The 22,161-nt window shown below is 60.9% G+C and carries 18 protein-coding genes and 1 other RNA gene; 11 read left to right on the top strand and 8 right to left on the bottom strand.

The window, feature by feature from the left end:
- Window positions 1–197: 197 nt before the first annotated feature.
- From FP026_RS09625 to FP026_RS09615, 3 genes are all read right to left on the bottom strand, one after another.
- Window positions 198–1,595 (bottom strand): virulence factor, encoded by a 1,398-nt coding sequence (locus FP026_RS09625; RefSeq protein ID WP_149634401.1) that lies wholly within the window; start codon window positions 1,593–1,595, stop codon window positions 198–200.
- Entirely contained in the window at window positions 1,592–4,201 is a 2,610-nt protein-coding gene (gene mprF / locus FP026_RS09620; protein ID WP_149634400.1) for a bifunctional lysylphosphatidylglycerol flippase/synthetase MprF, read from the bottom strand. Before mprF ends, FP026_RS09625 begins: the two co-directional genes overlap by 4 nt.
- Window positions 4,202–4,666: 465 nt before the next feature.
- Complete coding sequence (locus tag FP026_RS09615; RefSeq protein ID WP_149634399.1) at window positions 4,667–5,149, bottom strand: SRPBCC domain-containing protein; 483 nt, start codon at window positions 5,147–5,149, stop codon at window positions 4,667–4,669.
- 73 nt (window positions 5,150–5,222) lie between these two features.
- On the opposite strand from FP026_RS09615, the gene FP026_RS09610 reads away from it, so the two are divergent.
- Window positions 5,223–5,546, top strand: a complete 324-nt coding sequence (locus FP026_RS09610; protein WP_149634398.1) for an ArsR/SmtB family transcription factor — start codon at window positions 5,223–5,225, stop codon at window positions 5,544–5,546.
- A gap of 38 nt (window positions 5,547–5,584) precedes the next feature.
- Here the strand turns inward: FP026_RS09610 and FP026_RS09605 are convergent, their stop codons facing one another.
- Window positions 5,585–6,448, bottom strand: a complete 864-nt coding sequence (locus FP026_RS09605) for a helix-turn-helix transcriptional regulator (RefSeq protein WP_149634397.1) — start codon at window positions 6,446–6,448, stop codon at window positions 5,585–5,587.
- Window positions 6,449–6,548: 100 nt separating this feature from the next.
- On the opposite strand from FP026_RS09605, the gene FP026_RS09600 reads away from it, so the two are divergent.
- Both FP026_RS09600 and FP026_RS09595 read left to right on the top strand, forming a co-directional pair.
- Window positions 6,549–7,364, top strand: coding sequence for an SDR family NAD(P)-dependent oxidoreductase (locus tag FP026_RS09600; protein ID WP_149634951.1), 816 nt, complete (start codon window positions 6,549–6,551; stop codon window positions 7,362–7,364).
- A gap of 45 nt (window positions 7,365–7,409) precedes the next feature.
- Entirely contained in the window at window positions 7,410–8,126 is a 717-nt protein-coding gene (locus tag FP026_RS09595) for an SDR family oxidoreductase (protein ID WP_149634396.1), read from the top strand.
- A gap of 40 nt (window positions 8,127–8,166) precedes the next feature.
- Here the strand turns inward: FP026_RS09595 and FP026_RS09590 are convergent, their stop codons facing one another.
- Window positions 8,167–8,604, bottom strand: coding sequence for a MarR family winged helix-turn-helix transcriptional regulator (locus FP026_RS09590; RefSeq protein ID WP_149634395.1), 438 nt, complete (start codon window positions 8,602–8,604; stop codon window positions 8,167–8,169).
- Between the two features lie 228 nt (window positions 8,605–8,832).
- Here FP026_RS09590 and FP026_RS09585 point away from each other — a divergent pair, with 228 nt between their 5' ends.
- Window positions 8,833–10,632, top strand: a complete 1,800-nt coding sequence (locus tag FP026_RS09585) for a chloride channel protein (RefSeq protein WP_149634394.1) — start codon at window positions 8,833–8,835, stop codon at window positions 10,630–10,632.
- A gap of 94 nt (window positions 10,633–10,726) precedes the next feature.
- Here the strand turns inward: FP026_RS09585 and ssrS are convergent.
- The 3 genes from ssrS to FP026_RS09570 all read right to left on the bottom strand — a co-directional run bounded on the left by ssrS (window position 10,727) and on the right by FP026_RS09570 (window position 11,652).
- Window positions 10,727–10,885, bottom strand: a non-coding RNA gene (ssrS, locus tag FP026_RS09580) — 6S RNA.
- A 66-nt stretch (window positions 10,886–10,951) separates the two neighbouring features.
- Window positions 10,952–11,329 carry a cell division protein ZapA gene (locus tag FP026_RS09575; protein ID WP_149634393.1) on the bottom strand — a complete coding sequence of 126 codons (378 nt, stop codon included), beginning with the start codon at window positions 11,327–11,329 and terminating at the stop codon, window positions 10,952–10,954.
- Window positions 11,330–11,376: 47 nt separating this feature from the next.
- The gene (locus FP026_RS09570) at window positions 11,377–11,652 is read right to left on the bottom strand and encodes a DUF4164 domain-containing protein (protein WP_015341018.1); all 276 of its coding nucleotides are present in this window, start codon (window positions 11,650–11,652) and stop codon (window positions 11,377–11,379) included.
- Window positions 11,653–12,052: 400 nt separating this feature from the next.
- Here FP026_RS09570 and tkt point away from each other — a divergent pair, with 400 nt between their 5' ends.
- The 7 genes from tkt to FP026_RS09535 all read left to right on the top strand — a co-directional run bounded on the left by tkt (window position 12,053) and on the right by FP026_RS09535 (window position 22,116).
- A complete protein-coding gene (tkt, locus tag FP026_RS09565; protein ID WP_149634392.1) occupies window positions 12,053–14,035 on the top strand; it encodes a transketolase in 1,983 nt (660 codons plus the stop codon).
- 64 nt (window positions 14,036–14,099) lie between these two features.
- Window positions 14,100–15,110 carry a type I glyceraldehyde-3-phosphate dehydrogenase gene (gene gap, locus FP026_RS09560; protein ID WP_149634391.1) on the top strand — a complete coding sequence of 337 codons (1,011 nt, stop codon included), beginning with the start codon at window positions 14,100–14,102 and terminating at the stop codon, window positions 15,108–15,110.
- Window positions 15,111–15,112: 2 nt separating this feature from the next.
- Window positions 15,113–15,697, top strand: coding sequence for a putative glycolipid-binding domain-containing protein (locus FP026_RS09555; protein ID WP_149634390.1), 585 nt, complete (start codon window positions 15,113–15,115; stop codon window positions 15,695–15,697).
- A 559-nt stretch (window positions 15,698–16,256) separates the two neighbouring features.
- Window positions 16,257–18,107, top strand: coding sequence for a potassium/proton antiporter (locus FP026_RS09550; protein WP_149634389.1), 1,851 nt, complete (start codon window positions 16,257–16,259; stop codon window positions 18,105–18,107).
- Window positions 18,108–18,179: 72 nt separating this feature from the next.
- A complete protein-coding gene (locus tag FP026_RS09545) occupies window positions 18,180–19,382 on the top strand; it encodes a phosphoglycerate kinase (RefSeq protein WP_149634388.1) in 1,203 nt (400 codons plus the stop codon).
- A 213-nt stretch (window positions 19,383–19,595) separates the two neighbouring features.
- A complete protein-coding gene (locus FP026_RS09540; RefSeq protein ID WP_149634387.1) occupies window positions 19,596–20,621 on the top strand; it encodes a class I fructose-bisphosphate aldolase in 1,026 nt (341 codons plus the stop codon).
- A 232-nt stretch (window positions 20,622–20,853) separates the two neighbouring features.
- Window positions 20,854–22,116, top strand: a complete 1,263-nt coding sequence (locus tag FP026_RS09535; RefSeq protein ID WP_149634386.1) for a serine hydrolase domain-containing protein — start codon at window positions 20,854–20,856, stop codon at window positions 22,114–22,116.
- Window positions 22,117–22,161 lie beyond the last annotated feature (45 nt).

Below are 22,161 nucleotides of genomic sequence, written 5' to 3'. Positions count from 1 at the left end.
GATGGACCTTTCTGGATGTGACGGCGAGCGTCGGCGTGAAACCGACGCTCATGGTATGTGTCCTTCCCGACTAGCGACAGCCGCAGCAAGAAGCAAATGAATGCTGCGCCGAGCGTCCAGGAAAAGGCATCTGCCTGCGCTAACGGGGAAGGACAGGAGAGACGCGCGGCAAGCAGGGATGCCGCGCGCCATGAATGCTATTCGCCGAGGCGGCTCTTCAGGCCATTGATGATATGGTTCGCCAAAGCCTCGTAGTCGTCGTCGAAATGATGACCGCCATTCATGGCGATGATTTCAGCGCCAGTGCCCTTCAGTAGCGGGCATGCGACATCCTCGTCATCGTCCTTGCCGTAGACGCACTGCACCATCTTCGGATTGACGGACTTGAGATCGCTGACAGGATCGCCGCCCTTACCCGCGCTTGAAGCGCCGAGCCAGCCCATGACCGAGATCACATAGTCGACTTTCTGCGACAGCGACAGCAGCGACATCTGGACGATCTTGTCTTTCTCGGCCTGCTTCAGACGGTTATAGCTCGCCGGCAGCACGTCGGCGCCGAAAGAATAACCCACCAGCACCACATGCTTGACCTTGAAGCGCTTGGTATAGAAATCGATGATGCGGGCAAGGTCGTCGGCCGTCTGCTGTGGATCCCGCTCCGACCAGAAGTAGTGCAGGGAATCGACGCCCACGACCGGGATACCCTGATCCTGCAGATAGCTGCCGACTTCCTTGTCGATATCACGCCAGCCGCCGTCACCCGAATAGACGATCGCAAGCGTATCCTCGGTCGGCGTCGTTTCCAGGACATCGAGGGGGAGGCCGAGTGGCGACTTGGAACTATCGATCGACTTCATCAGATCGGCAAGCGAAGCCTCGAGGCTCGCATAGGTATCGCCATTGTCGGAATCCGTCGACTGGACGTCGGGATGTTCCTTCTGGATCTCCTCGACATGGTCGCGCCCGTCCTTCGGTGCACTCGGCGTGAAGGTCACGAGGATCGGGTTGGGCAGCGCGCCTTCCTGCAGGCCGAAGGACACCATATCGCCATCGGTCTTCTTCTCGGCCGGCGTGCAGAGCTCCTGCTTCAGACCGATACCGGCTGTCGGATCGACGGCCAGCGTGCCGGCGACCGTCGCATCCGGCGTCTGGGCGGCAATGGTCAGCGCCATGGCGCCGCCTGCGCCAACGCCGGCAATGATGGGCAGCTGATAGGTGCTGTCGGCAAAGGATCGCTGCACCTGCTGGCTCAGCGATTCCAGATCCGAGACGATGTAGATGCAGCCGTCGTTCTGGCTGACGTCGTATTTGTTGAGCGAAGCCAGAAAGGACGGATAATCGATGCCGATGACCAGAGTGCCGTTGGCGACGAGCTTATCGGCGACTGCCTTTTCTTTGTCGCTCCAGCCGGCAAGGTCGGAAATCAGAACGACTTCGCCCGTCACCTTGCCCTGCGGGCGCATGATATGCGGCGCCGGGATCACGCCCAGATCATATTTGGCATCGTCGGCTTCAGCGCGGGCGGGGCCTGATACCAGAAGGCCTAGCGACACCATGCCGGCGAAAGCCAACGACATTGCGTATTTCAAGATCATTTCCTCACGACCCCCTTAAGTCCGCCTCCGATGAGGAATGTGGCATCCATCAACGCGATCATTGGACTGACACCTCCCGAAACAGCCAGGTAGCGCGGCTGCCATTCGGGATGGAACTTGGATTTGAAGGCACGAAGCCCCTTGAAGTTATAGTAGCGCTCACCGTGCTCGAAGACAGTTCCTCCGACCCTGTCCCAAACCGGCGCCGATTCCCGTCTCGACATGCCCGACAGCGGCGCCATGCCGAGGTTGAAACGCTGAAAGCCCTGCCCCTTGAGGTATTCGAGAATCTGCACGAACAGGAAGTCCATCGAACCCTTCGGGGCATCAGGCGAAAAACGCATCAGGTCGACGGACCCCTCCTCCTTGGTCTCCGTCATCAGGATATTCGCAAAAGCGACGATATTACCATCCTTCTTCAACACGCCGATCGGCTGCGAGCACACATAATCCGGATCGAACGCGCCAAGCGAAAAGCTCTTTTCCTTGGCATTGTGATCGGCGAGCCATGTGTCCGACACATGGGCAAGCTCATCCATTGCTGCAGGTATATCCTGAGGCTCGATAACGGCAAATTCTAGTCCGTCGCGAACCGCGCGGCTCGCGGTCTGCCTGAGGTTGGCCCATTTGCCGCCTTTCAGTTCGAAATTGGCAAGGTTGACCACGGCCAATTCGCCGAGCTTGAAGGCACGCAAACCGGCATCCGCACAATAGGACAGAAGCGCCGGCGAAATCTGGTAGAATACCGAACGGCATCCCGCGGCTCGCGCCGCCTCGACGAAGCGCCAGATGAGATCGGGCAGCGCCTGGCGCGGGCCGATCGGATCGAACAGCGCGATCCAGGAGCGGCCCTGCTTGCCATACATGATAAAGGCATCACCCTTTTCGGAGAACATGATGCTCTTGTCGCCCATGCGCACCAGATTGGCGTCGGCCACACCTTGCTTGCGGACGATTTCGACGGCCCGCGTCACCGCATCGTCGGTTACAGGCTCCAGCCGCTTTGTCGCTGGACGCAGCAGGCTGAAGATCGCGATCGCCGAGGAGAGGATGGAAATGCCAAGCGCTGCGCGAAGGCCACGCGGCGCCTCGTCGGCAAACTCGAACTGCCACCAGAGCTCGTTGCTGTATCCGACATCACGATAGACGAAGAACAGGACAACGACAGCGCCGATGCAGATGACGGCAATCGCCGTCAGCCATCCGGCGGTAAGCGTCTGGTTGAGCAGCGAAGCCGGCCGGCTGAACAGACGGCGGCTGACCATAAGGCTGAAGACGAAGAAGGCGAGCAGCCCGGCCTCGACGAGGGCGATCGCCTTCAGCAGCGAGAAGAATAGCGCCAGCAGTGCCGAAAAGATCGCGACCCACCAGGCGCCGTCGAGACGCTGGCTGAGGCCGCGCGCCGCGACGATGATCGCAAGACCGAGAAGGCTCGACAGGAAGTGGGCGCTTTCGACGAGCGACAGCGGCAGATAGTCGGAAAGCACGATCAGGTTCCGGTCCGGCGTCGGCGTCACGCTCGAAAAGACCAGCATCATGCCGAGCAGCAGCGCGAAAGCAGACAGCAGCTGCGGCATGAGACGGGCGCCGATGCGGCGCATGCTCGAAGCGACCGGATGATCGACGAAACGGCGCAGCTCCGCCACGGAGATCGCGGCAATCGCTATGACGAGCGGGATAACGTTGTAGATGACGCGATAAAGGACCAGCGAACTCAGCACCGCATCTTCGTTCACCGAGCTGCCGAGCCAGGCGATGATGATCGTCTCGAAGATGCCGAAGCCGGCCGGGACATGGCTGAGCACGCCAAGACCGACGGCGATGGCATAGATGGCGAAGAAGCCCGGCCAACCGATCGAGGATTCCGGCAGCAGCACGTAAAGCACGGAGGCCGATGCGGCGATGTCGAAGGCGGTGACGAGGAATTGCCGCGACCAGGTCCGCGAATCCGGCAGGCGGACAGCGATCGGCCCGATGCGCACCTCGCGACCGTTGCGGCCGGCATAGACGACGAAAGCAAGTGCGGCCAGGATGGCAATGGCGACCAGCCGCAACCACAATCCATTGACATTGATCAACGGGCCGATCTCATCGGCGATAACAAGCAACGCAATCGCACCGACGGCTGCCAGCCCGAGACCGAAGGCGAGCGTGACGAAGGCGATGACGCGGGTGATGTCGTCGGGCGACAGACCGAGCCGGGTATAGGCGCGATAGCGGATCGCGCCGGCGCTGAGCGCACCGAAGCCGGCGGTATTGCCGACCGCATAGGCACTGAAGGAGGTCAGCGCCACATGCGGGAATGGCAACCGCTTGCCGATATATTCAAGCGCGTTCTGGTCGTAGAAGATCAGGGAAGCGAAGCTCAAGCCGGTGAACAGCAGCGCGAGGAGCACCGAAGAGATCTTCGTTGTCGTCAGGGCGTGGACGACGTCGTCATAGCGCACTTCATTGGTCAGGTCATAGATCGCATAGGCGGCGATGCAGAAGACGGCGACGGTGAGAAGAGCGACGATCAGCGCGCGATAGCGGTTCAGCACGCCGACGAAACCGCCACGCTCTTCCAATTCCTCATCGGCATTTTCCAGATCGATTGGGCTCGACATGCTCTACCTGTTTATAGTGACCTTTGCCGGTCCCGATTGTTGGGAATGTCCAGTAACACCGACGATGTGTCTTCGTGTTGCCGCATACACTTCTTTCGACAGGCCCGTTGTGACGCGCGCTCCCATCCTTCTGAATTTAGGCAATTTTGGCGCAGGCCCCGTTCCACCACCAATGAATCTGTTATTATTTAAAGGATTTTGTCATTCACCCGGCTTTTGGAGCTTATCCACACACAAAAGTGATCTTCCCCTCCCCGCTGTTGCTCCCTATCAGGAATCTGCGACGCGGTCATCTGCTGGGTCGCCCTATGGTCGGGCATTGCTCTGCATCCGGCAGACCGTCCGAGGCGGGGCATTCGGCAAGATTCCTGTCACGCGACATCAGCAAGGCAAAAATGAAACCGGCCGCCGGCACGGATTGGTGCGGGCAAGCCGGAAGCATGTTTTGTCGGTGTCGGACTTTCTTCAACGATCCGGCGCGTCCGCCGGCTCGCCGCGCATTTCGCTCAGGAAGAAGCCTTCGCGCAGGTTGATGCCATATTCGACGAAGGCCTTCATGCAGCAAAGCATTTGCGTCCAGCCCTCGCAATTCAGATAGGTGCCGCGACGTCCGGCTTCGTCGTCACGCCAGCCGGATTCTTCGATGACGACAAGCGTGCCACCATCGTCCAGGGCATCGAACGTCATCTCGACCTTCGTCCTGTAGCGAACGCCATCCTCACCGGTGCCGCCTTCCCAGTGAAAGACGATGCGCTTGTTCTCCTCCACTTCATTGACTTCGACAGGCGCGTTTTTCCACCAGATGACGGTGGTCCCCGCGACCAGTAGTGCGCTGGCGCCGCCGACGGTGGTGAAATAGCTCGAAAGCTTCTTCGGGTTGACGACCGCATCGAAGACTTCACCGACCTTGCGGCCGATCCGTCCTGAAATCCGAACATTCAATGTCATGGCATCTCCTCCATTGTTCGTCTGTCGTGATCGCTCCATTGCGATTGCTCCCATTATGTTATAAAAACATAACATGTTAAACGAATCGGATAGCGATCTCATCTTCAAGGCACTCGCCCATCGTCGCCGGCGCGAAATTCTGGATATGCTCAAGGATGCGCCGCGAACGACAGGCATGCTCTGCGAGGCCTTCGCGGATATGGACCGCTGCACTGTCATGCAGCATCTGAAAGTGCTGGAGGAAGCAGACCTCGTGATCGCGAAAAAGGACGGGCGCGAGCGCTGGAACCATCTGAACAGTCTGCCGATCAAGCAGATCCACGATCGCTGGATCAGCGCTTATGCCGGCCACGCGCTCACTATCCTCGATCGGCTGAAAAGCGATTTGGAAGGCTGAAAAGCGAAGTATGGCTGCGGTCGATGGAAGCCGGGAGGTTATGCCGCGCCAACTCGGCTCAATAGCCGCTCCAGTCTGTCGCTCGATCCATCCTCGTCGAGCGGGGTATAGACCACCAGCTTCATATCGGCCCGATCCATGACGGCGAGCGCGGTATATTCGAATGTCATAAGGCCGCCTTCGGGATGGCGCAGGCGCTTGTGACCGGTCAGCGGCCGCAACACGTCTTGTCTCGGCCACCATGCCCGAAATTCCGGACTTGCCTGCGTCAAGGTGGTGATCAGCCGCTCGAAATCCGGATCGCCGGCGTAGCGGGCACTGTCGGCACGAAACATCGCCAGCGAATTCGCCGCCACTATCTCCCAATCGACCAATAGCTGCCGATGGGCAGGATCGGTGAAGACCCGATGGATGCTGTTGCGCGCATCGCCCTGCAGCCGGCTGTAATCGCCGAATATCGCGACGGCCGCCGCGTTCCAGGCCAGTACATCCCAGCGCCGGCCGAGAACGTAGGCGGGCTGGCCTTTAAGGCTCGCAAGCATGTGTAGCAACGCGTCCGGCACATCCTCGGGTCCGCGCGAGGGAACCTCCGCCGACGGCCGATCGCTGAGGGTAAAGAGATGCCGCCGCTCGGCCGGATCGAGACGCAGGGCATCGGCCAGCGCCGAAAGAACCTCCGCTGAGGCGCGCACGTCCCGGCCTTGTTCCAGCCATGTGTACCAGGTGGTGCCGACGCCGGCGAGCAACGCCACCTCCTCGCGCCTGAGCCCCGGCGTACGGCGCCGAAACCCTACCGGAAGCCCGACGCTTGCCGGGGTCAATTTTTCTCGGCGAGAGCGCAGGAAGGCGGCGAATTCGCGACGCCGGGCCTCGAGAATGGTCTGGTTCTGATTGATGGTCATCGCTTATCATAGCAGGATTAATACTAGGATAAAGTCGGAACTGTTTGTTGCCTCCGGAACCTGCCAAATATCGGATGCAAGCTACATGGAGGCTGTTGCGATGGACATGAGCGGTAAGACGATCCTGATCACGGGCTCGACCGATGGCGTCGGCCGGCGGGTTGCCGAAAGACTGGCGGAGATGGGTGCCAAGGTACTGGTCCACGGCCGCAACCCGGCGCGGGCTGAAGAGGTGGTTTCCGGCATTCGTGATAAAGGCGGCAATGCAGCCATCCATCTCGCTGACTTCTCCGCGCTGGACGAGGTCCGTGCACTTGCCGATGCCGTCGAACGCGACCACGAGCGGCTTGACGTCCTGATCAACAATGCCGGCATTGGCACCAGTGGCGGCGGCGGACGCCAGGAGAGCCGCGACGGACATGAACTACGCTTTGCGGTAAACTATCTCGCCGGCTTTCTGCTGACGCGCCGGCTCCTGCCGCTCTTGAAGGCGAGCGCTCCCGCCCGCATCGTCAATGTTTCCTCGGTCGGTCAACAGGCCATCGATTTCTCCGATGTCATGCTGACCCGCGGCTACAGCGGCGTGCGCGCCTATTGCCAGAGCAAGCTGGCGCAGATCATCTTCACCTTTGATCTTGCCGAGGAGCTTGCCGGCGCCGGCGTAACGGTCAACTGCCTGCACCCAGCAACCTATATGGACACCACCATGGTGCGCCAGGCAGGTGTCGCACCGCTGAGTTCCGTCGATCAGGGCGCCGATGCCATCCTCAATCTGGCTGTCGGCAGCGCCTTGGAAGGCCGTACGGGCCTTTATTACGACGGGCTGCGCCCATCCCGCGCCATTGCCCAGGCCTATGACCCAACCGCGCGACAGAACCTGCGAACACTCAGCCAAAGCCTTACCCGCCTCGCCTGAGCGATAGCCTTCCCACAACTTCCTCGCCCAGAAAGGAGACAACCCATGTCGTCTCAACACGCAGTTATTGTCGGTGGTTCCTCCGGCATCGGCCTTGCGACCGCCGCCCACCTTCTCGAAAAAGGATATCGGGTCACGATCACCGGTCGCGATGCGGAGAAACTTCAGGCAGCCGCGCGAAGCCTGAATGACGATGTCACCGCCACCGTCGTGGATGCGGCCGACTTTGCCGGCCTTGTCGAAACCTTCCAGGCGATCGGACCGCTGGATCATCTCGTCCTGGCATTGGGCGGTGGAAACGGGGCTGGTCCCTTCGCCACCGTCGATCTTGCCGATGTCAGAAAAGGTTTCGAGCAGAAGACTTTGGCGCATTTCGCCTGTGCGCAGGCCTGCCTTCCCCATCTTTCGAAACAGGGCAGCATCACCTTCGTCTCCGCCGTCTCGGCGCAGGCCGCCATGCCCGGAACAGCAGGGCTCGGAGCCATCAATGCCGCCATCGCCGCTTTGGCGCCGATCCTCGCCGTCGAACTCAAGCCCATCCGGGTGAACTGCGTTTCCCCGGGCGTCGTCGATACGCCCTGGTGGGATTTCCTGTCGGCGGAGCAGAAAGAACCGACCTTTGCCGGTTTCGCAGCGCGCACACCGGTTGGCCGCGTCGGCAACCCACGGGAGATCGCCGAAGCCATCGCCTTCCTGATCGGCAACGGCTTTACCAGCGGTCATACGCTGATCTGCGACGGCGGCATCCGCCTCGGTCTATGATCTTCAGCGCCACGGCCGGCCAACACCGGCCATGGCGCCTTCAGCCACTACGGACATCTGCCTGAAGCTGCATGAGGATTTCGATCAGCCTCGGCGCCATCTCGCGGATTTCGACCAGATGGATCGAGCTGAGCCGCTGAAGAACCTCCTCAGACTTCTCCGTCAATTGCAGGGTCTGGCGACGCTTGTCCAAGGGATCTGGATGGCGAGTGACATAGCCGCCGTCGATCAGCCGCCCCACAAGTTCCGTCGCCGTATGGGGGGCAATCAGCAGCTTTTCCGCCAACATGCCGATCGTCATCGCCTCGCCGGCGGCGTTACCTTTGATGGCAAGCAGCGCCTGATGCTGCTGCGGCGGCAGACCGGCCTCATGGGCGGCCGAGGTGCTGAAATCCATGAATTTGCGCAGGGTATGGCGCAGCGTCGCCAGCGCCTCGTAATCCGCCTGCGAAAGAGCTTCATCCAAACGTCGCACCATCAAATCGTCCTTATCGCCGCCGTTCGCGGTCCCAAATCATGTCACGCGAAATCTTCAGCGGTTTTGCGGCAACGCAGTGCTCCAGATCAAGGAACTATAGTGCCGAAAACGAATCTTGCAGATCGCGATGCGCTTTGGTTGATTTATATCGCATTACGATATATTTGCCATCTCGAAGCGGGAAGCGGCTGAAGGACGGCCGCGCGCGCTTAGCACAGAAGGCCCCCCATGCAGGACATACCCACCTCACAAAGCCACAGTCACGATTTTTCCGCCGGCGCCTCGCGCAAGGACAATGGCGATTTCACCACGGACAAGCGCGTCCTGGTGCTGATTGCCATGGCACTCGTCGTCGGCACCGGCGGCGCATTCGCGGCCTGGGTGCTCATCAATCTCATTGCGCTCGTCAGCAACGCCGTCTGGCTGTTCAAGATCAGCACCGAGCCGCTCTTCTTCACCACGGTGGCGCGCTCGCCCTGGATGGTGGCCGCTCCCATTCTCGGCGGCCTCGTCATCGGCCTGATGGCGCGCTATGGCTCGGAGAGGATCCGCGGCCACGGCATCCCCGAAGCCATCGAGGCGATCCTGATCGGCGGCAGCCGTATGTCGCCGAAAGTGGCGGTGCTCAAGCCCCTGTCATCGGCGATCTCGATCGGCTCCGGCGGCCCCTTCGGCGCGGAAGGCCCGATCATCATGACCGGCGGCGCCATCGGTTCGCTCTTTGCGCAGCTCTTTCACATGAGTGCCGCCGAGAGAAAGACCCTGCTGGTTGCCGGCGCGGCCGCCGGCATGACGGCAGTGTTCGGCACGCCGATCGCGGCCGTCATGCTCGCCGTCGAATTGCTGCTGTTCGAATGGAAGCCACGCAGCTTCATTCCGGTCGCGGTCGCCGCCTGCGTTTCAGCCATCTGGCGTCCATTGCTGATCGGCAGTGGTGCGCTCTTTCCCGCTCATTTCGATATGTCGCTCTCCTGGTGGGGCATCGTGCTCGCCGCCGGCCTCGGCATCGTCTCGGGCCTGCAATCCGGCCTGCTGACCACCTTGCTCTATAAGATCGAGGATGCCTTCGAAAAGCTACCGATCCACTGGATGTGGTGGCCGGCACTCGGCGGTCTCATCGTCGGACTTGGCGGATTGATCGAGCCGCGCGCGCTGGGCGTCGGTTACGACATCATCGCCGATCTCTTGCACAGCCATATCGCCGTCAGTGCAGTGCTGGCGATCCTGCTGGTCAAGGCGGGTATCTGGCTGGTGGCACTATCCTCGGGCACATCGGGCGGCGTGCTCGCGCCGCTGCTCATCCTCGGCGGCGCACTCGGCTGGCTCGTCGGCCTTGTCCTGCCCGGCGATCCCGGCTTCTGGGCGATGCTCGGCATGGCGGCGATGATGGGCGGCACCATGCGCGCGCCCCTCACCGGCACCTTCTTCGCCGTCGAACTGACCGGAGATACGAGCGCGCTGGTGCCTTTGCTTGCGGCAACGGTCGCGGCCTATGCCGTCACCGTACTGCTGTTGAAACGATCAATCCTGACGGAAAAGATCGCCCGTCGCGGCCAGCACATCACCCGCGAATATGGCATTGATCCGTTCGAGCTGACCCGCGCCCGCGATATCATGATCGCCAAGGTGGACACGCTGCCGGCATCCATGCGCGTATCGGAAGCGCTGGCGCAGATGACAGAGCGGCCGGATGCTCATCGCTTCTATCCCGTCGTCGGAGAGAATGACCGCTTCGTCGGCATGATCTCGCGCGCCGACGCCTTGCGCTGGCAGAGCGAGCCGGACCTCATGGATCAATCGCTCTATGACGTGATCTCCGATACGTCACTCCCGGTCGCGCATGCCGAGGACACCGTCGGGCGCGTCGCCGACATCATGATCCACGCCGATACGGGACGCGTTCCCGTCGTCGAGCCGCAGACCGGCCACCTCATCGGCCTGATTGCCCGCAAGGATCTGCTGCGGCTGCGCAGCGCGACGAACCGGGCGGAACTCGAGCGCGGCGCCTATCTGCGGTCGAAAAGTTAAGGGGAGGAGGAGTGGCGTCAGCGCGGCGGAAGAACTGCGCGGCGCCCTTCTTTGGCCATAGGCCGGAAAATTCGCCATAGGCCGGAAAATTTGAGAGCGATCCACGACGACCGATGGATGTTTACGATCCTGGGTGCCTACAAACGTAGGTGGGCGCCGTGTGTCCAGGCCCACGGGCCTAGTCAGGGACAGCTCCCTTTGGATCGAGTATGGCCCCAGGGATTGTGGTTCCTGTCGGGAAGCGCAGACCGCCTGAACTATATAAAGAGCTTTGAAGCTTTGTACCAGAGGGCTCCGATGCGCAGCCCCAGAAATAAACTCAAGCCTGCTCGGCGCCAGGCCGCTCCAGAAGCTTCTCGGTAATGCCGTGAATACGCGTCGTCACCTCATCGATGACGCTTGCCAGCGTTTCCTCGGCGCGCGCATTGGCCGCCACGGTGGTATCCCGGCTGCTGGTCAGGGTTTCCAATTGGGCCTCCAGCGTAGACACGCGCCGCGTCAATTCCGACACTTCGTCCATGATCATGATGCCAGCCATGACGGTCACCCGGAGATCGCCGATTTCGCCGAACTGGCTTTTCAAATGCATGACATAGCGATCGAAGCGATTGGCGAGGTCTGTCAGATGGTCTTCCTGCCCCTCTTCGCAGGCCATCCGGTAGGCTTTGCCGTCGATCGTTACCGTTACTTGCGCCATTCGACTTTCCGATCACTGCCGCGCTGCGACGGCTGCCTCCCGAGGGATCAGCGGTCCAGCACGGCTCTTATGGTTTCCATCGCCGTAACCAGCCGGCGCGACACTTCACGATTGACCTCCTCGAGCCGGTTCGCACGGAACTCGGCCTGGTCCAATTCCTGGGCAAGGCGGGAACGATCGGCGTGAACCCTGCGGACCTCGCCTTCTATATCGCTTTGCGCCCGTTCCCGCTCGAACCGTCCGTCGACGGCGCTCTCCAAAGTCGAGAGTGCCTGGCGCAATTGGGCGAGCGCCGCGTCCACCGTTTTGCCTGAAGGTGTCATACCCTTCGCTTCTCCGCGCAAGGCCCGAATCAAAACATCCAGCCACTTGTCTGATTTCGCAACAATATTCAACTCGGCAACAGCACGTCAATAAAGGCTGTCATGTGGCACCCCCCCTATTCTGTGGATGAATGCCGCCTTTTCCGGCTGCACAGGCCTTGTCGCATCATTGTCGTCTTTTGTAAAAGTGAACGGGCAAATGTTAAAAAATTGCCGCGGGAGGGTCGGATTGAGCCCTCGATTTGTTGACTTGCTCGCCCCAACTGCTATGTCTCAGCCGCCTGAGGCGACGTTGGAAATGACGTTCGGAAGAGTGTCGCTTTCATCCGCCTTTCAACCGATGGCCCTCCCTCCCAAGCGTGCGGCCATCCCCCGAACCCGGAACACTGCGGAAAAACCCATGAACTCTCGCGAACAACACGACCGGATGGCGAATGCGATCCGTTTCCTTGCCATGGATGCTGTCGAGAAGGCCAATTCCGGTCACCCCGGTTTGCCGATGGGGATGGCTGATGTCGCCACCGTTCTCTTTAGCAAATATCTGCGCTTCGATCCGAAGAACCCCCATTGGCCGGACCGCGACCGCTTCGTGCTTTCGGCCGGCCACGGCTCGATGCTGCTTTACTCGGTTCTCTATCTCACCGGTTATTCGGACATGACGGTCGAAGAGCTCCAGCGCTTCCGCCAGCTCGGCTCCAAGACCGCAGGTCATCCGGAATATGGCCACGCCACCGGCATCGAAACCACCACCGGCCCGCTCGGCCAGGGCATTGCTAATGCCGTCGGCATGGCGATCGCTGAACGCAAACTGCGTGAGGAATTCGGCGCCGACCTGCAGGATCACTACACCTACGCCATGTGCGGCGACGGCTGCCTGATGGAAGGCATCAGCCATGAGGCGATCGCCCTTGCCGGCCACCTCAAGCTCAACAAGCTGATCCTCTTCTGGGACAACAACTCCATCACCATCGACGGTGCCGTCTCGCTTTCAGACTCGACCGATCAGGTCGCCCGCTTCAAGGCCGTTCACTGGAACACGATCGAAGTCGACGGTCACGACCAGGCCGCCATCAGCGCCGCCATCGAAGCCGCCCACCAGTCCGACCGCCCGACGATGATCGCCTGCAAGACGATCATCGGCTTCGGCGCTCCGAACAAGCAGGGCACGCATAAGGTCCACGGCTCGCCGCTCGGCGCCGAGGAAATCGCCGCGACCCGCGTCGCACTCGACTGGCCCTACGAACCCTTCGTCATCCCGAACGACGTCCTTGGTGAATGGCGTGCCGCCGGCGAACGCTCCATCAGCATCCGCGAAGCCTGGGAAGGCCGCCTCGCCGCCGCCGATGCCACCAGGAAGGCCGAGTTCACCCGCCGCTTCGATCACAAGCTGCCTGTTGGATTCGACGCCGCCATCAGCGATTACAAGAAGAAGCTCGCCGAAACCAAGCCGACGGTCGCCACCCGCAAGGCATCGGAAGATGCGCTCGAAGTCATCAACGGCTTCCTGCCGGAAACCCTCGGCGGCTCCGCCGACCTGACGCCGTCGAACAACACCAAGACCAGCCAGATGAAGTCGATCACCCCGACCGATTTCTCCGGCCGTTACATGCACTGGGGCATCCGCGAACACGGCATGGCTGCCGCGATGAACGGCATTTCCCTGCATGGCGGTCTGATCCCCTACTCGGGCGGCTTCCTGATCTTCTCGGATTATTGCCGTCCGCCGCTGCGCCTCGCCGCCCTGATGGGCATCCGTGCCATCCACGTCCTGACGCATGATTCCATCGGCGTCGGCGAAGACGGCCCGACCCACCAGCCGGTCGAGCAGGTTGCCAGCCTGCGCGCCATCCCGAATTTCCAGCTGTTCCGCCCGGCGGACGCAACGGAAACGGCCGAATGCTGGCAGATCGCCATCAAGACGACGAACCGCCCGTCCGGTCTCGCGCTGACGCGCCAGAACCTGCAGGCCGCTCGTACGGAATATAGCGAGAAGAATCTCTGCGAACTCGGCGCCTACACGCTGGCCGGCAATGCCGACGCCAAGGTGACGATCTTCGCTTCGGGCTCGGAAGTCGAACTCGCCGTCGCCGCTCGTGCGGTCCTGGAAGGCAAGGGCGTCTCCACGCGCGTCGTTTCCGTTCCCTGCACCGAACTCTTCTTCGAGCAGCCGGACGCCTACCGCAAGGACGTCATCGGCAACTCGCCGGTCAAGGTTGCCGTCGAAGCCGGCGTTCGCGAAGGCTGGGATGCCTTCATCGGACCGGAAGGCGCCTTCATCGGTATGAAGGGCTTCGGCGCTTCCGCTCCATACAAGGACGTCTACAAGCATTTCGGCATCACGACGGAGGCCGTTGTCGCCGCCGCCGAGGCAAAGCTTTCCTGAGGGCGCTGACAAGCGCTCTCAAATCCAATAGATAAACACCCTGAGTGAATGGGAGTGAAATTCAATGACTGTAAAAGTTGCTATCAACGGCTTTGGCCGCATCGGCCGTAACGTCCTGCGCGCAATCGTCGAATCCGGCCGCACCGATATCGAGATCGTTGCCATCAACGACCTCGGTCCGGTCGAGACCAACGCCCACCTGCTGCGTTACGATTCCATCCACGGCAAGTTCCCCGCCGAAGTGAAGGTCGAAGGCGACACGATCATCGTTGGCGGCGGCAAGCCGATCAAGGTCACGGCGATCAAGGACCCGGCAACCCTGCCGCATCGCGATCTCGGCGTCGACATCGCCATGGAATGCACCGGCATCTTCACCGCCCGCGACAAGGCCGCCGCCCACCTGACGGCCGGTGCCAAGCGCGTCATCGTTTCGGCTCCTGCTGACGGCGCCGACCTGACGGTCGTTTTCGGCGTCAACCACGACCAGCTCACCAAGGAGCACCTGGTCATCTCCAATGCTTCCTGCACCACGAACTGCCTGGTGCCTGTCGTTAAGGTTCTTGACGATGCCGTCGGCATCGACCACGGCTTCATGACAACAATCCACTCCTACACCGGCGATCAGCCGACGCTCGACACCATGCACAAGGACCTGTACCGCGCCCGCGCCGCAGCCCTGTCGATGATCCCGACGTCGACGGGCGCCGCAAAGGCCGTTGGTCTCGTTCTGCCGCACCTGAAGGGCAAGCTCGACGGCACGTCGATCCGCGTTCCGACCCCGAACGTCTCGGTTGTCGACTTTAAGTTCGTGGCCAAGAAAGCAACGACGGTCGGCGAGATCAATGAAGCCATCAAGGCTGCATCGAACGGCAAGCTGAAGGGCATCCTCGGCTACACCGACGAGCCGCTGGTCTCCCGCGACTTCAACCATGACAGCCACTCGTCGATCTTCGCGACCGACCAGACCAAGGTCATGGAAGGCAACTTCGTGCGCGTCCTGTCCTGGTACGATAATGAATGGGGCTTCTCCAGCCGCATGTCCGACACGGCCGTCGCACTTGCCAAGCTGATCTGATCATGGCCTTCCGCCCTCTCCTTCCGACGACAGTCCGCTGGCGTCCCATGGAAGGAGACGGGCTGGAGCATCTGACGATCACCCCTCTCGACAATGCCGGCGCCGCGGCCATCCGCGCCGCCGGCATTATTATTGGCGCACGCGGCGGCACGCCCTACGGCGTTTCCTACCGCATCGATTGCTCCGCCGATTGGGCCGTTCTTTCCTTCTCCGTCGAAACCACCGATGGACGCCGTCTCGCGCTGATGTCGGACGGCAAGGGACATTGGCGCACCGAGGATGGCGTGGCCTTGCCGCAATTCGATGGCTGCATCGATATCGATCTCTACGGCTCGCCCTTCACCAACAGCCTGCCGATTCGCCGGCTTGACATGAGGCCGGAAAACGGAACCGCCAAACTTTCCATGCTCTATATCCCGTTCGACACCTTCGAGCCGGTGCGCGACGGCCAGCACTACACCTGCATCGTGCCGCAGAAACTTTATCGCTACGCCGCCGAAGACAGGGATTTCACCGCCGACCTTCCGGTCGACGAGGATGGGCTGGTGATCGACTATCCGATCTATTTCAGACGCGTGGATGTTTGAGCTGCAGTATCGGTTTCGATCCCCTGCTCATTCGGTGAGCAGCGAGCTTGTGCATGGATCCTCGGGTCAAGCCCGAGGATGACGGGCTTTGGGGTAGGCCAAAGAAACATGCCGACGTTCGAGATGCATTTCGCTGATTGGCTGCGTGGTGACAGTGAGATCCTGTCCAAGAAAGCTATCGTTTGCCCGCAGGCATACCCAATACATCGTCATCCTCGGGCTTGACCCGAGGATCCACACACAAGCCTTTCGGCCTCAATCGCAATTGCCCTTCAAAACGCCCCAATCTTTGCTCTCCCTGCCCTGCTATGGTCCAGATTTACCAATAAAATTTGGGTAGGAAGTCTCCCAGGGCATTCCAAGCCGCTTCGCCGTTCTGGCAAAAGCGCATCACACCATGCCGTCGCAATCGTCAGAGCGGGCTTCAGTCGTAAAGCTCTCCTCTGAATAAAGCCATATTTGCCAATATGGCCGGCAAGACTGCATGATGGGATGACGAAGGGATTTCCGTATTCCGGGCTCTTGGCCCGGCAGCGGCGCACGGAAAGGGGAAGACAAGGTGGAGGCATTTTACGTCATCGTGCTGGTCAGCACGGTCCTTGTTCTCATTGCGGCTTTCTCCAGCCTTATCGCCTTCCGTTTCGGCGCACCCTTGCTGCTGCTGTTCCTCATGATCGGGCTTGTCGCCGGCACCGACGGGCTCGGCATCGAATTCTCCAACAATTATCTCGCCTATATTTTGGGGTCCCTGGCCCTTGCCATCATCCTTTTCGATTCCGGCTACGGCACGCCGATCCAGGCCTTCAAGCTTGCCGCGGCACCGGCGCTGACCATCGCCTCTGTCGGCGTCATCGCCACCGCGGCGCTATTCGGCCTTGCCTCCACCTGGCTGCTCGGCTTCACGTGGCTGCAGGGCCTGTTGCTGGGCTCGATCGTCGCCTCGACGGATGCTGCCGCCGTTTTCTTCCTGCTGCGCATCGGCGGCATCAATATCCGCGACAAGGTGCGCTCAACCCTGGAAGTCGAATCCGGCACCAACGACCCGATGGCGATCTTCCTGACGCTGGCCTTGGTCGAGCTGCTGGCAAGCGGCGAAGGCTATGCCGGCATCAATCTCGCCATGCTCGTCACCTTCGTCCAGCAGATGGGGCTCGGCGTCATCCTCGGCCTGCTCGGCGGCATGATGATCGTGCTCATCGTCAGCCGGCTGGAAACCGATCGCGGCCTGACGCCGATCTTCGTGCTGGCCCTGGCGCTCCTCGTCTTCTCCTTCACCGGCGCCGTCGGCGGCAGCGGCTTCCTGGCCGTCTACGTCGCCGGCATCTATGCCGGCAATCGCAGGATGCCGGCCTCAGCCTCGATCAAGCGTTTCCAGGACGGCATGACCTGGCTGGCGCAGATCATCATGTTCCTCGTTCTCGGCCTGCTCGCCACGCCGTCGCAATTCCCGGCCATTGCCGTTCCTGCCGTGGCATTGGCTCTTTTCCTGATCTTCATTGCCCGGCCGATCGCCGTGTGGCTCTGCCTGCTGCCCTTCGATTACACCCAGCGCGAGACCGGCTTCGTCGCCTGGGTCGGTTTGCGCGGCGCCGTCTCCATCCTTCTCGCGATCATGCCCATCCTCGGCAATCTGCAGGCAGGGCAGACCTATTTCAACGTCGCCTTCATCGTCGTGCTGGTGTCGCTGCTCGTCCAGGGCTGGACCATCAAGCCCATGGCGCGCCGCCTTGGCCTCATCGTTCCCCCGCGCATGGGAGCGATCGACAAAGTCGAAGTCGACCTGCCCGGCACCGTCAACCACGAACTTCTCTCCTATCGTGTCGTGAAGGACAGTCCGGTTCTGCGTGGCGAACGCATACCGCGCTGGGCCATGCCCTCGCTCGTCGTGCGCGACGGCAAATCCATGCGCTATCAATATGCCGGCCGGCTGCGCGAAAACGATATCGTCTATCTCTTCATCTCGCCCAACTATTCCCGGCTTCTCGACCGGCTCTTTGCCAGCCGCGCGCCCGTGGATCCCGATGATGCCGAATTCTTCGGCTCCTTCTCGATCTCGCCGCTGCGCCCCGCCGCCGATCTCGATGCGGCCTATGGGCCGGGGCTGCTGAGCGAACAGGAGAAGGGGCTCACCATCGCCGAACTCATGCGTCATCGCCTGGGCGGCAAGGCCGATTATGCCGATCGCATTCGCCTGGGCGAGATCATCCTCATCGTCCGCGATCTCGACGAAAATGACCATATCCAGTCGGTCGGCATGTCGCTCGAAGCGGTGGAGCCGCCCGTCATCCTTCCGATCTTCATCAATCTCCACGATATTTTTAAGAGCATTCGCGCTCACCTGCAAAAGCGCCGGGAACACCCGGAGGACGGCGTTTCAAACGATTCAAATGCCGGGAAAAACGACGCCTGAATGGCCTTGCGTCTCCGATCATCCGTAGTATGGTCGGCGCACTTTTCGCCACCAACAACATTGGATCCTCCCATGGCAGCCTTCAAGACTCTCGACGATCTCACCGACATCAACGGCAAGCGCGTGCTCGTGCGCGTGGACCTCAACGTGCCGGTCAAGGATGGCAAGGTCACCGATGCGACCCGCATCGAACGTGTCGCTCCGACGATTCTCGAACTGTCCGAAAAGGGCGCCAAAGTCATCCTGCTTGCCCATTTCGGCCGCCCGAAGGATGGCCCCTCCCCGGACCTTTCGCTTGGTCTTATCGTGCCCGCCGTGGAAGAGGTTCTGGATCATGCCGTTCTCTTTGCCTCAGATTGCATCGGTACTCCGGCAGCTGACGCCGTTGCCAAGATGAACAATGGCGACATCCTGCTGCTGGAAAACACCCGCTTCCACAAGGAAGAGGAAAAGAACGACGCAGCCTTCACCAAGGCGCTCGCCGCCAATGGCGATATCTATGTCAACGACGCCTTCTCGGCCGCGCACCGCGCCCACTCTTCCACGGAAGGCCTCGCCCACCTGCTGCCGGCCTATGCGGGCCGCACGATGCAGGCGGAGCTCGAAGCCCTGGAGAAGGGTCTTGGCAATCCGGTCCGCCCGGTCGTCGCCATCGTCGGCGGCGCCAAGGTCTCCACCAAGATCGACCTTCTGATGAACCTCGTGAAGAAGGTCGATGCGCTTGTCATCGGCGGCGGCATGGCCAACACCTTCCTCGCCGCGCGCGGCACCAATGTCGGCAAGTCGCTCTGCGAACACGATCTCGCCGACACCGCCAAGCAGATCATGATCGAAGCCGCCACGGCCGGCTGCGCGATCGTCCTGCCGGAAGACGGCGTCATCGCGCGCGAATTCAAGGCCGGCGCCGATAACGAGGTCGTGGCGATCGACGCCATCCCGGCCGATGCCATGGTGCTCGATGTCGGCCCAAGGTCGGTGGAGGCCGTCAACAGCTGGATCGGCCGCGCCACGACGCTGGTCTGGAACGGCCCGCTCGGCGCCTTCGAAATCGCTCCCTTCGATGCCGCCACCGTCGCGGTCGCCAAATATGCGGCTGAATGCACCAAGGCCGGCAAGCTGACCTCGGTCGCCGGCGGCGGTGACACCGTCTCGGCACTCAACCACGCCGGCGTTGCCGACGACTTCACCTATGTCTCGACCGCCGGCGGCGCCTTCCTGGAATGGATGGAAGGCAAGGTTCTCCCCGGCGTCGCCGTTTTGCAGTCTGCCAAGTAATCAAGCCTCAGCGCCATGATTGACGGAAGCCGCGAAAGCCAAGACTTTCGCGGCTTTTCCATGAGTGCTACGATGGCATACAAAACATTCAAACGGTTGAAATCATTTCAATCGTTTCAATTAGTTAGCCTGCCATTTCCCTCCTTCTACACTTCTGTTATCGCCGATCTATATTGATCCTGTCGCCGACTGAAATCGCCTTGGAGAAACAAAATGAGCGAACGAATTGAAGACATTGCCGTAAAGATGGTTGCTGGTGGCAAGGGCCTCCTGGCGGCGGACGAATCCACCGCCACGAACAAGAAGCGCTTCGACACCATCTCTCTCGTATCAACGGAAGAGAGCCGCCGCGACTATCGCGAGATGCTCTTCCGCTCCGACGACGCCATGAAGAAGTACATCTCCGGCGTCATCCTCTATGAGGAAACCCTTTTCCAGAAGGCTGCGGATGGCACCCCCTTCGTCGATATCATCAAGGCTGCAGACAGCATTCCCGGCATCAAGGTCGATGTCGGCGCCAAGCCGCTGGCCGGTTTTCCCGGCGAAACCATTACCGAGGGTCTCGACGGCCTCGCCGATCGCCTGGCGAAATATTACGAAGCCGGCGCCCGCTTCGCCAAATGGCGCGGTGTGATCGCGATTTCCGACACGCTGCCGACCTATGGCGCCGTTAAGGCCAACGCCCATGCGCTCGCCCGTTATGCCGCCCTTTGCCAGCAGGCCAAGATCGTTCCGATCGTCGAGCCGGAAGTGCTGATGGATGGCGAACCCGGCACGCAGAGCCTCGACCGCAGCGAGGAAGTGACCCGCTGGACACTGCAGATCGTCTTCCAGGAGCTCGCTGAAGCCCGCATCAAGCTCGAAGGCATGATCCTGAAGCCGAGCATGGTCATCGACGGCAAGAAGGTCCGCAAGGCCTCCGTCGAACAGGTTGCCGAGCGCACTGTCAAAGTTCTGAAAGAAACCGTTCCTTCCGCCGTGCCGGGCATCGCTTTCCTCTCCGGCGGCCAGTCGACGGAAGAGGCAACCGCCCATCTCTCCGCCATCAACTCCGGCTACGATCTGCCCTGGCAGGTCACCTTCTCCTATGGCCGCGCCCTGCAGGACAGCGCGCTGAAGGCCTGGGGCGGCAAGGCCGAGAACGTCGCCGCCGGCCAGCGCGCCTTCACCCATCGCGCCGAGATGAACTATCTCGCCGCCAAGGGCAGCTGGACGAAGGACAGCGAAAAGGCTGCTTGATTTCAGCCAGCGCTCGAATGAACGAGAGCCCCGGTCGCGATGCGATCGGGGCTTTTTGCGTTCGGGCAATAGCCAGCCGATCGTTCAGAACAGCGCAAGTCACATCTGTCACAATGGCGAGAATAGGTTTGCTGTGATATCGGAAAACAAACCATGTCAAATGGATGTTACAAAAACACGGCACCAGGTTGTCCCACTTATAATAAAAGGGGCCAGATAGAGGGGTTGCCATATGCTTGCTTGGCGCAGTTTTGTTGCTGCTCTTGCTGTAGTCTTAGTTGCTCAAGTAAACATTGCTCGCGCCCAACAGTTGCAGCCGGCTGTTCCCGTCTTTTCCCCGACCGGACCAGACGCAGAGGCGTACGGTGAGAAACTTGGCTATCCCGTCGGTCTGCCGCTGAGCGAACAACGGAACATGATCGGCAACTTCAGTCACGCCGATCAGCTTGCTCAAACGCACACGATCGCAGCCGCCGAGCACCCGTTACCACTGCTGCGCGCCCCATCCGAGCTTTCAATCAAGTTCACCTTCGGCACTGAAACCGCGTCGTTGTCGAAGTATCTGGACACCAATCCCACCACGGGATTGCTGATTGCACACGACGACACGATCCTGTTCGAACACTATCAATATGGCCGTACCGATCGCGACCGCCTCGTCTCTCAATCCATGGCGAAAACATTGACTGGCATGCTTATCGGGATTGCGCTTTCCGAGGGTGCCATTCACTCCGTTGACGATATCGTGCAGACCTATGTACCGGAATTGAAGGGCACAGAAATGGGCGGCACGCCGATCCGAGCGCTGCTGCATATGGCCTCCGGCATTGCCTTCACCGAGAACTTCGGCAATCCCGACGACAATATTCGTCTCAGCAACTCATTGCTCGGCCCGGAAAAGCTCGACCCGATTGCAGCCGTGTCGCGATATAACAAGCGGGTCGCTGCTCCGGACACGGTCTGGCACTACAGCAATCTCGATACCGAAGGGCTGAGCCTGGTCCTGACCCATGCCACCCATATGACCATGTCGGACTATCTCCAATCCCGGATATGGCAACCGATGGGTGCGGAAGCCAGCGCGAGTTGGCAGGTCGACAGCTCAGGCCAAGAGGTCGGCTACTGCTGCTTTAGCGCGACATTGCGCGACTACGCTCGCTTTGGCCTGCTGCTCGCCCATGATGGCGCCTTGAACGGCCGGCAGATCATACCGCGCCAGTGGCTGCTCGATGCGACGCAGCCGATTAAGCAAGGCTCGTTCCTCGCAGTCAATCGTGAGACGAACCCGTGGGGCTACGGCTATCAAACCTGGCTGATGCCCGGCCCGCGCCGAACGTTCTTTCTGGACGGTCGAGCCGGCCAACGCATCCTCGTCGATCCTGCAACACATCTCGTGCTGGTCCACACGGCCGTACGTGCAAAGCCGGCTGATGTAGGCAGTGCCGAACTGGTCGAGCTCTGGTCCAGCGTGCTCAAGCAGTTCCAGAACAATTGAAGCGGCCATTATGCACGCAGCAAGCTTGCCGCATGAAGGATAAAG

This window comes from Martinezella tropici, from assembly GCF_008370325.1.
In the GTDB taxonomy this organism is placed as follows: domain Bacteria; phylum Pseudomonadota; class Alphaproteobacteria; order Rhizobiales; family Rhizobiaceae; genus Rhizobium; species Rhizobium tropici_B.
The sequence above is the reverse complement of the archived record's forward strand: the minus strand, read 5'-3'. Positions and strand labels throughout refer to the sequence as shown.

Excerpts from the sequence above, each read along its gene's own strand:
- FP026_RS09625 (WP_149634401.1), bottom strand. The coding sequence starts at position 1,595 with ATGATCTTGAAATACGCAATGTCGTTGGCTTTCGCCGGCATGGTGTCG.
- mprF (WP_149634400.1), bottom strand. The coding sequence starts at position 4,201 with ATGTCGAGCCCAATCGATCTGGAAAATGCCGATGAGGAATTGGAAGAG.
- FP026_RS09615 (WP_149634399.1), bottom strand. The coding sequence starts at position 5,149 with ATGACATTGAATGTTCGGATTTCAGGACGGATCGGCCGCAAGGTCGGT.
- FP026_RS09610 (WP_149634398.1), top strand. The coding sequence starts at position 5,223 with ATGTTAAACGAATCGGATAGCGATCTCATCTTCAAGGCACTCGCCCAT.
- FP026_RS09605 (WP_149634397.1), bottom strand. The coding sequence starts at position 6,448 with ATGACCATCAATCAGAACCAGACCATTCTCGAGGCCCGGCGTCGCGAA.
- FP026_RS09600 (WP_149634951.1), top strand. The coding sequence starts at position 6,549 with ATGGACATGAGCGGTAAGACGATCCTGATCACGGGCTCGACCGATGGC.
- FP026_RS09595 (WP_149634396.1), top strand. The coding sequence starts at position 7,410 with ATGTCGTCTCAACACGCAGTTATTGTCGGTGGTTCCTCCGGCATCGGC.
- FP026_RS09590 (WP_149634395.1), bottom strand. The coding sequence starts at position 8,604 with ATGGTGCGACGTTTGGATGAAGCTCTTTCGCAGGCGGATTACGAGGCG.
- FP026_RS09585 (WP_149634394.1), top strand. The coding sequence starts at position 8,833 with ATGCAGGACATACCCACCTCACAAAGCCACAGTCACGATTTTTCCGCC.
- FP026_RS09575 (WP_149634393.1), bottom strand. The coding sequence starts at position 11,329 with ATGGCGCAAGTAACGGTAACGATCGACGGCAAAGCCTACCGGATGGCC.
- FP026_RS09570 (WP_015341018.1), bottom strand. The coding sequence starts at position 11,652 with ATGACACCTTCAGGCAAAACGGTGGACGCGGCGCTCGCCCAATTGCGC.
- tkt (WP_149634392.1), top strand. The coding sequence starts at position 12,053 with ATGAACTCTCGCGAACAACACGACCGGATGGCGAATGCGATCCGTTTC.
- gap (WP_149634391.1), top strand. The coding sequence starts at position 14,100 with ATGACTGTAAAAGTTGCTATCAACGGCTTTGGCCGCATCGGCCGTAAC.
- FP026_RS09555 (WP_149634390.1), top strand. The coding sequence starts at position 15,113 with ATGGCCTTCCGCCCTCTCCTTCCGACGACAGTCCGCTGGCGTCCCATG.
- FP026_RS09545 (WP_149634388.1), top strand. The coding sequence starts at position 18,180 with ATGGCAGCCTTCAAGACTCTCGACGATCTCACCGACATCAACGGCAAG.
- FP026_RS09540 (WP_149634387.1), top strand. The coding sequence starts at position 19,596 with ATGAGCGAACGAATTGAAGACATTGCCGTAAAGATGGTTGCTGGTGGC.
- FP026_RS09535 (WP_149634386.1), top strand. The coding sequence starts at position 20,854 with ATGCTTGCTTGGCGCAGTTTTGTTGCTGCTCTTGCTGTAGTCTTAGTT.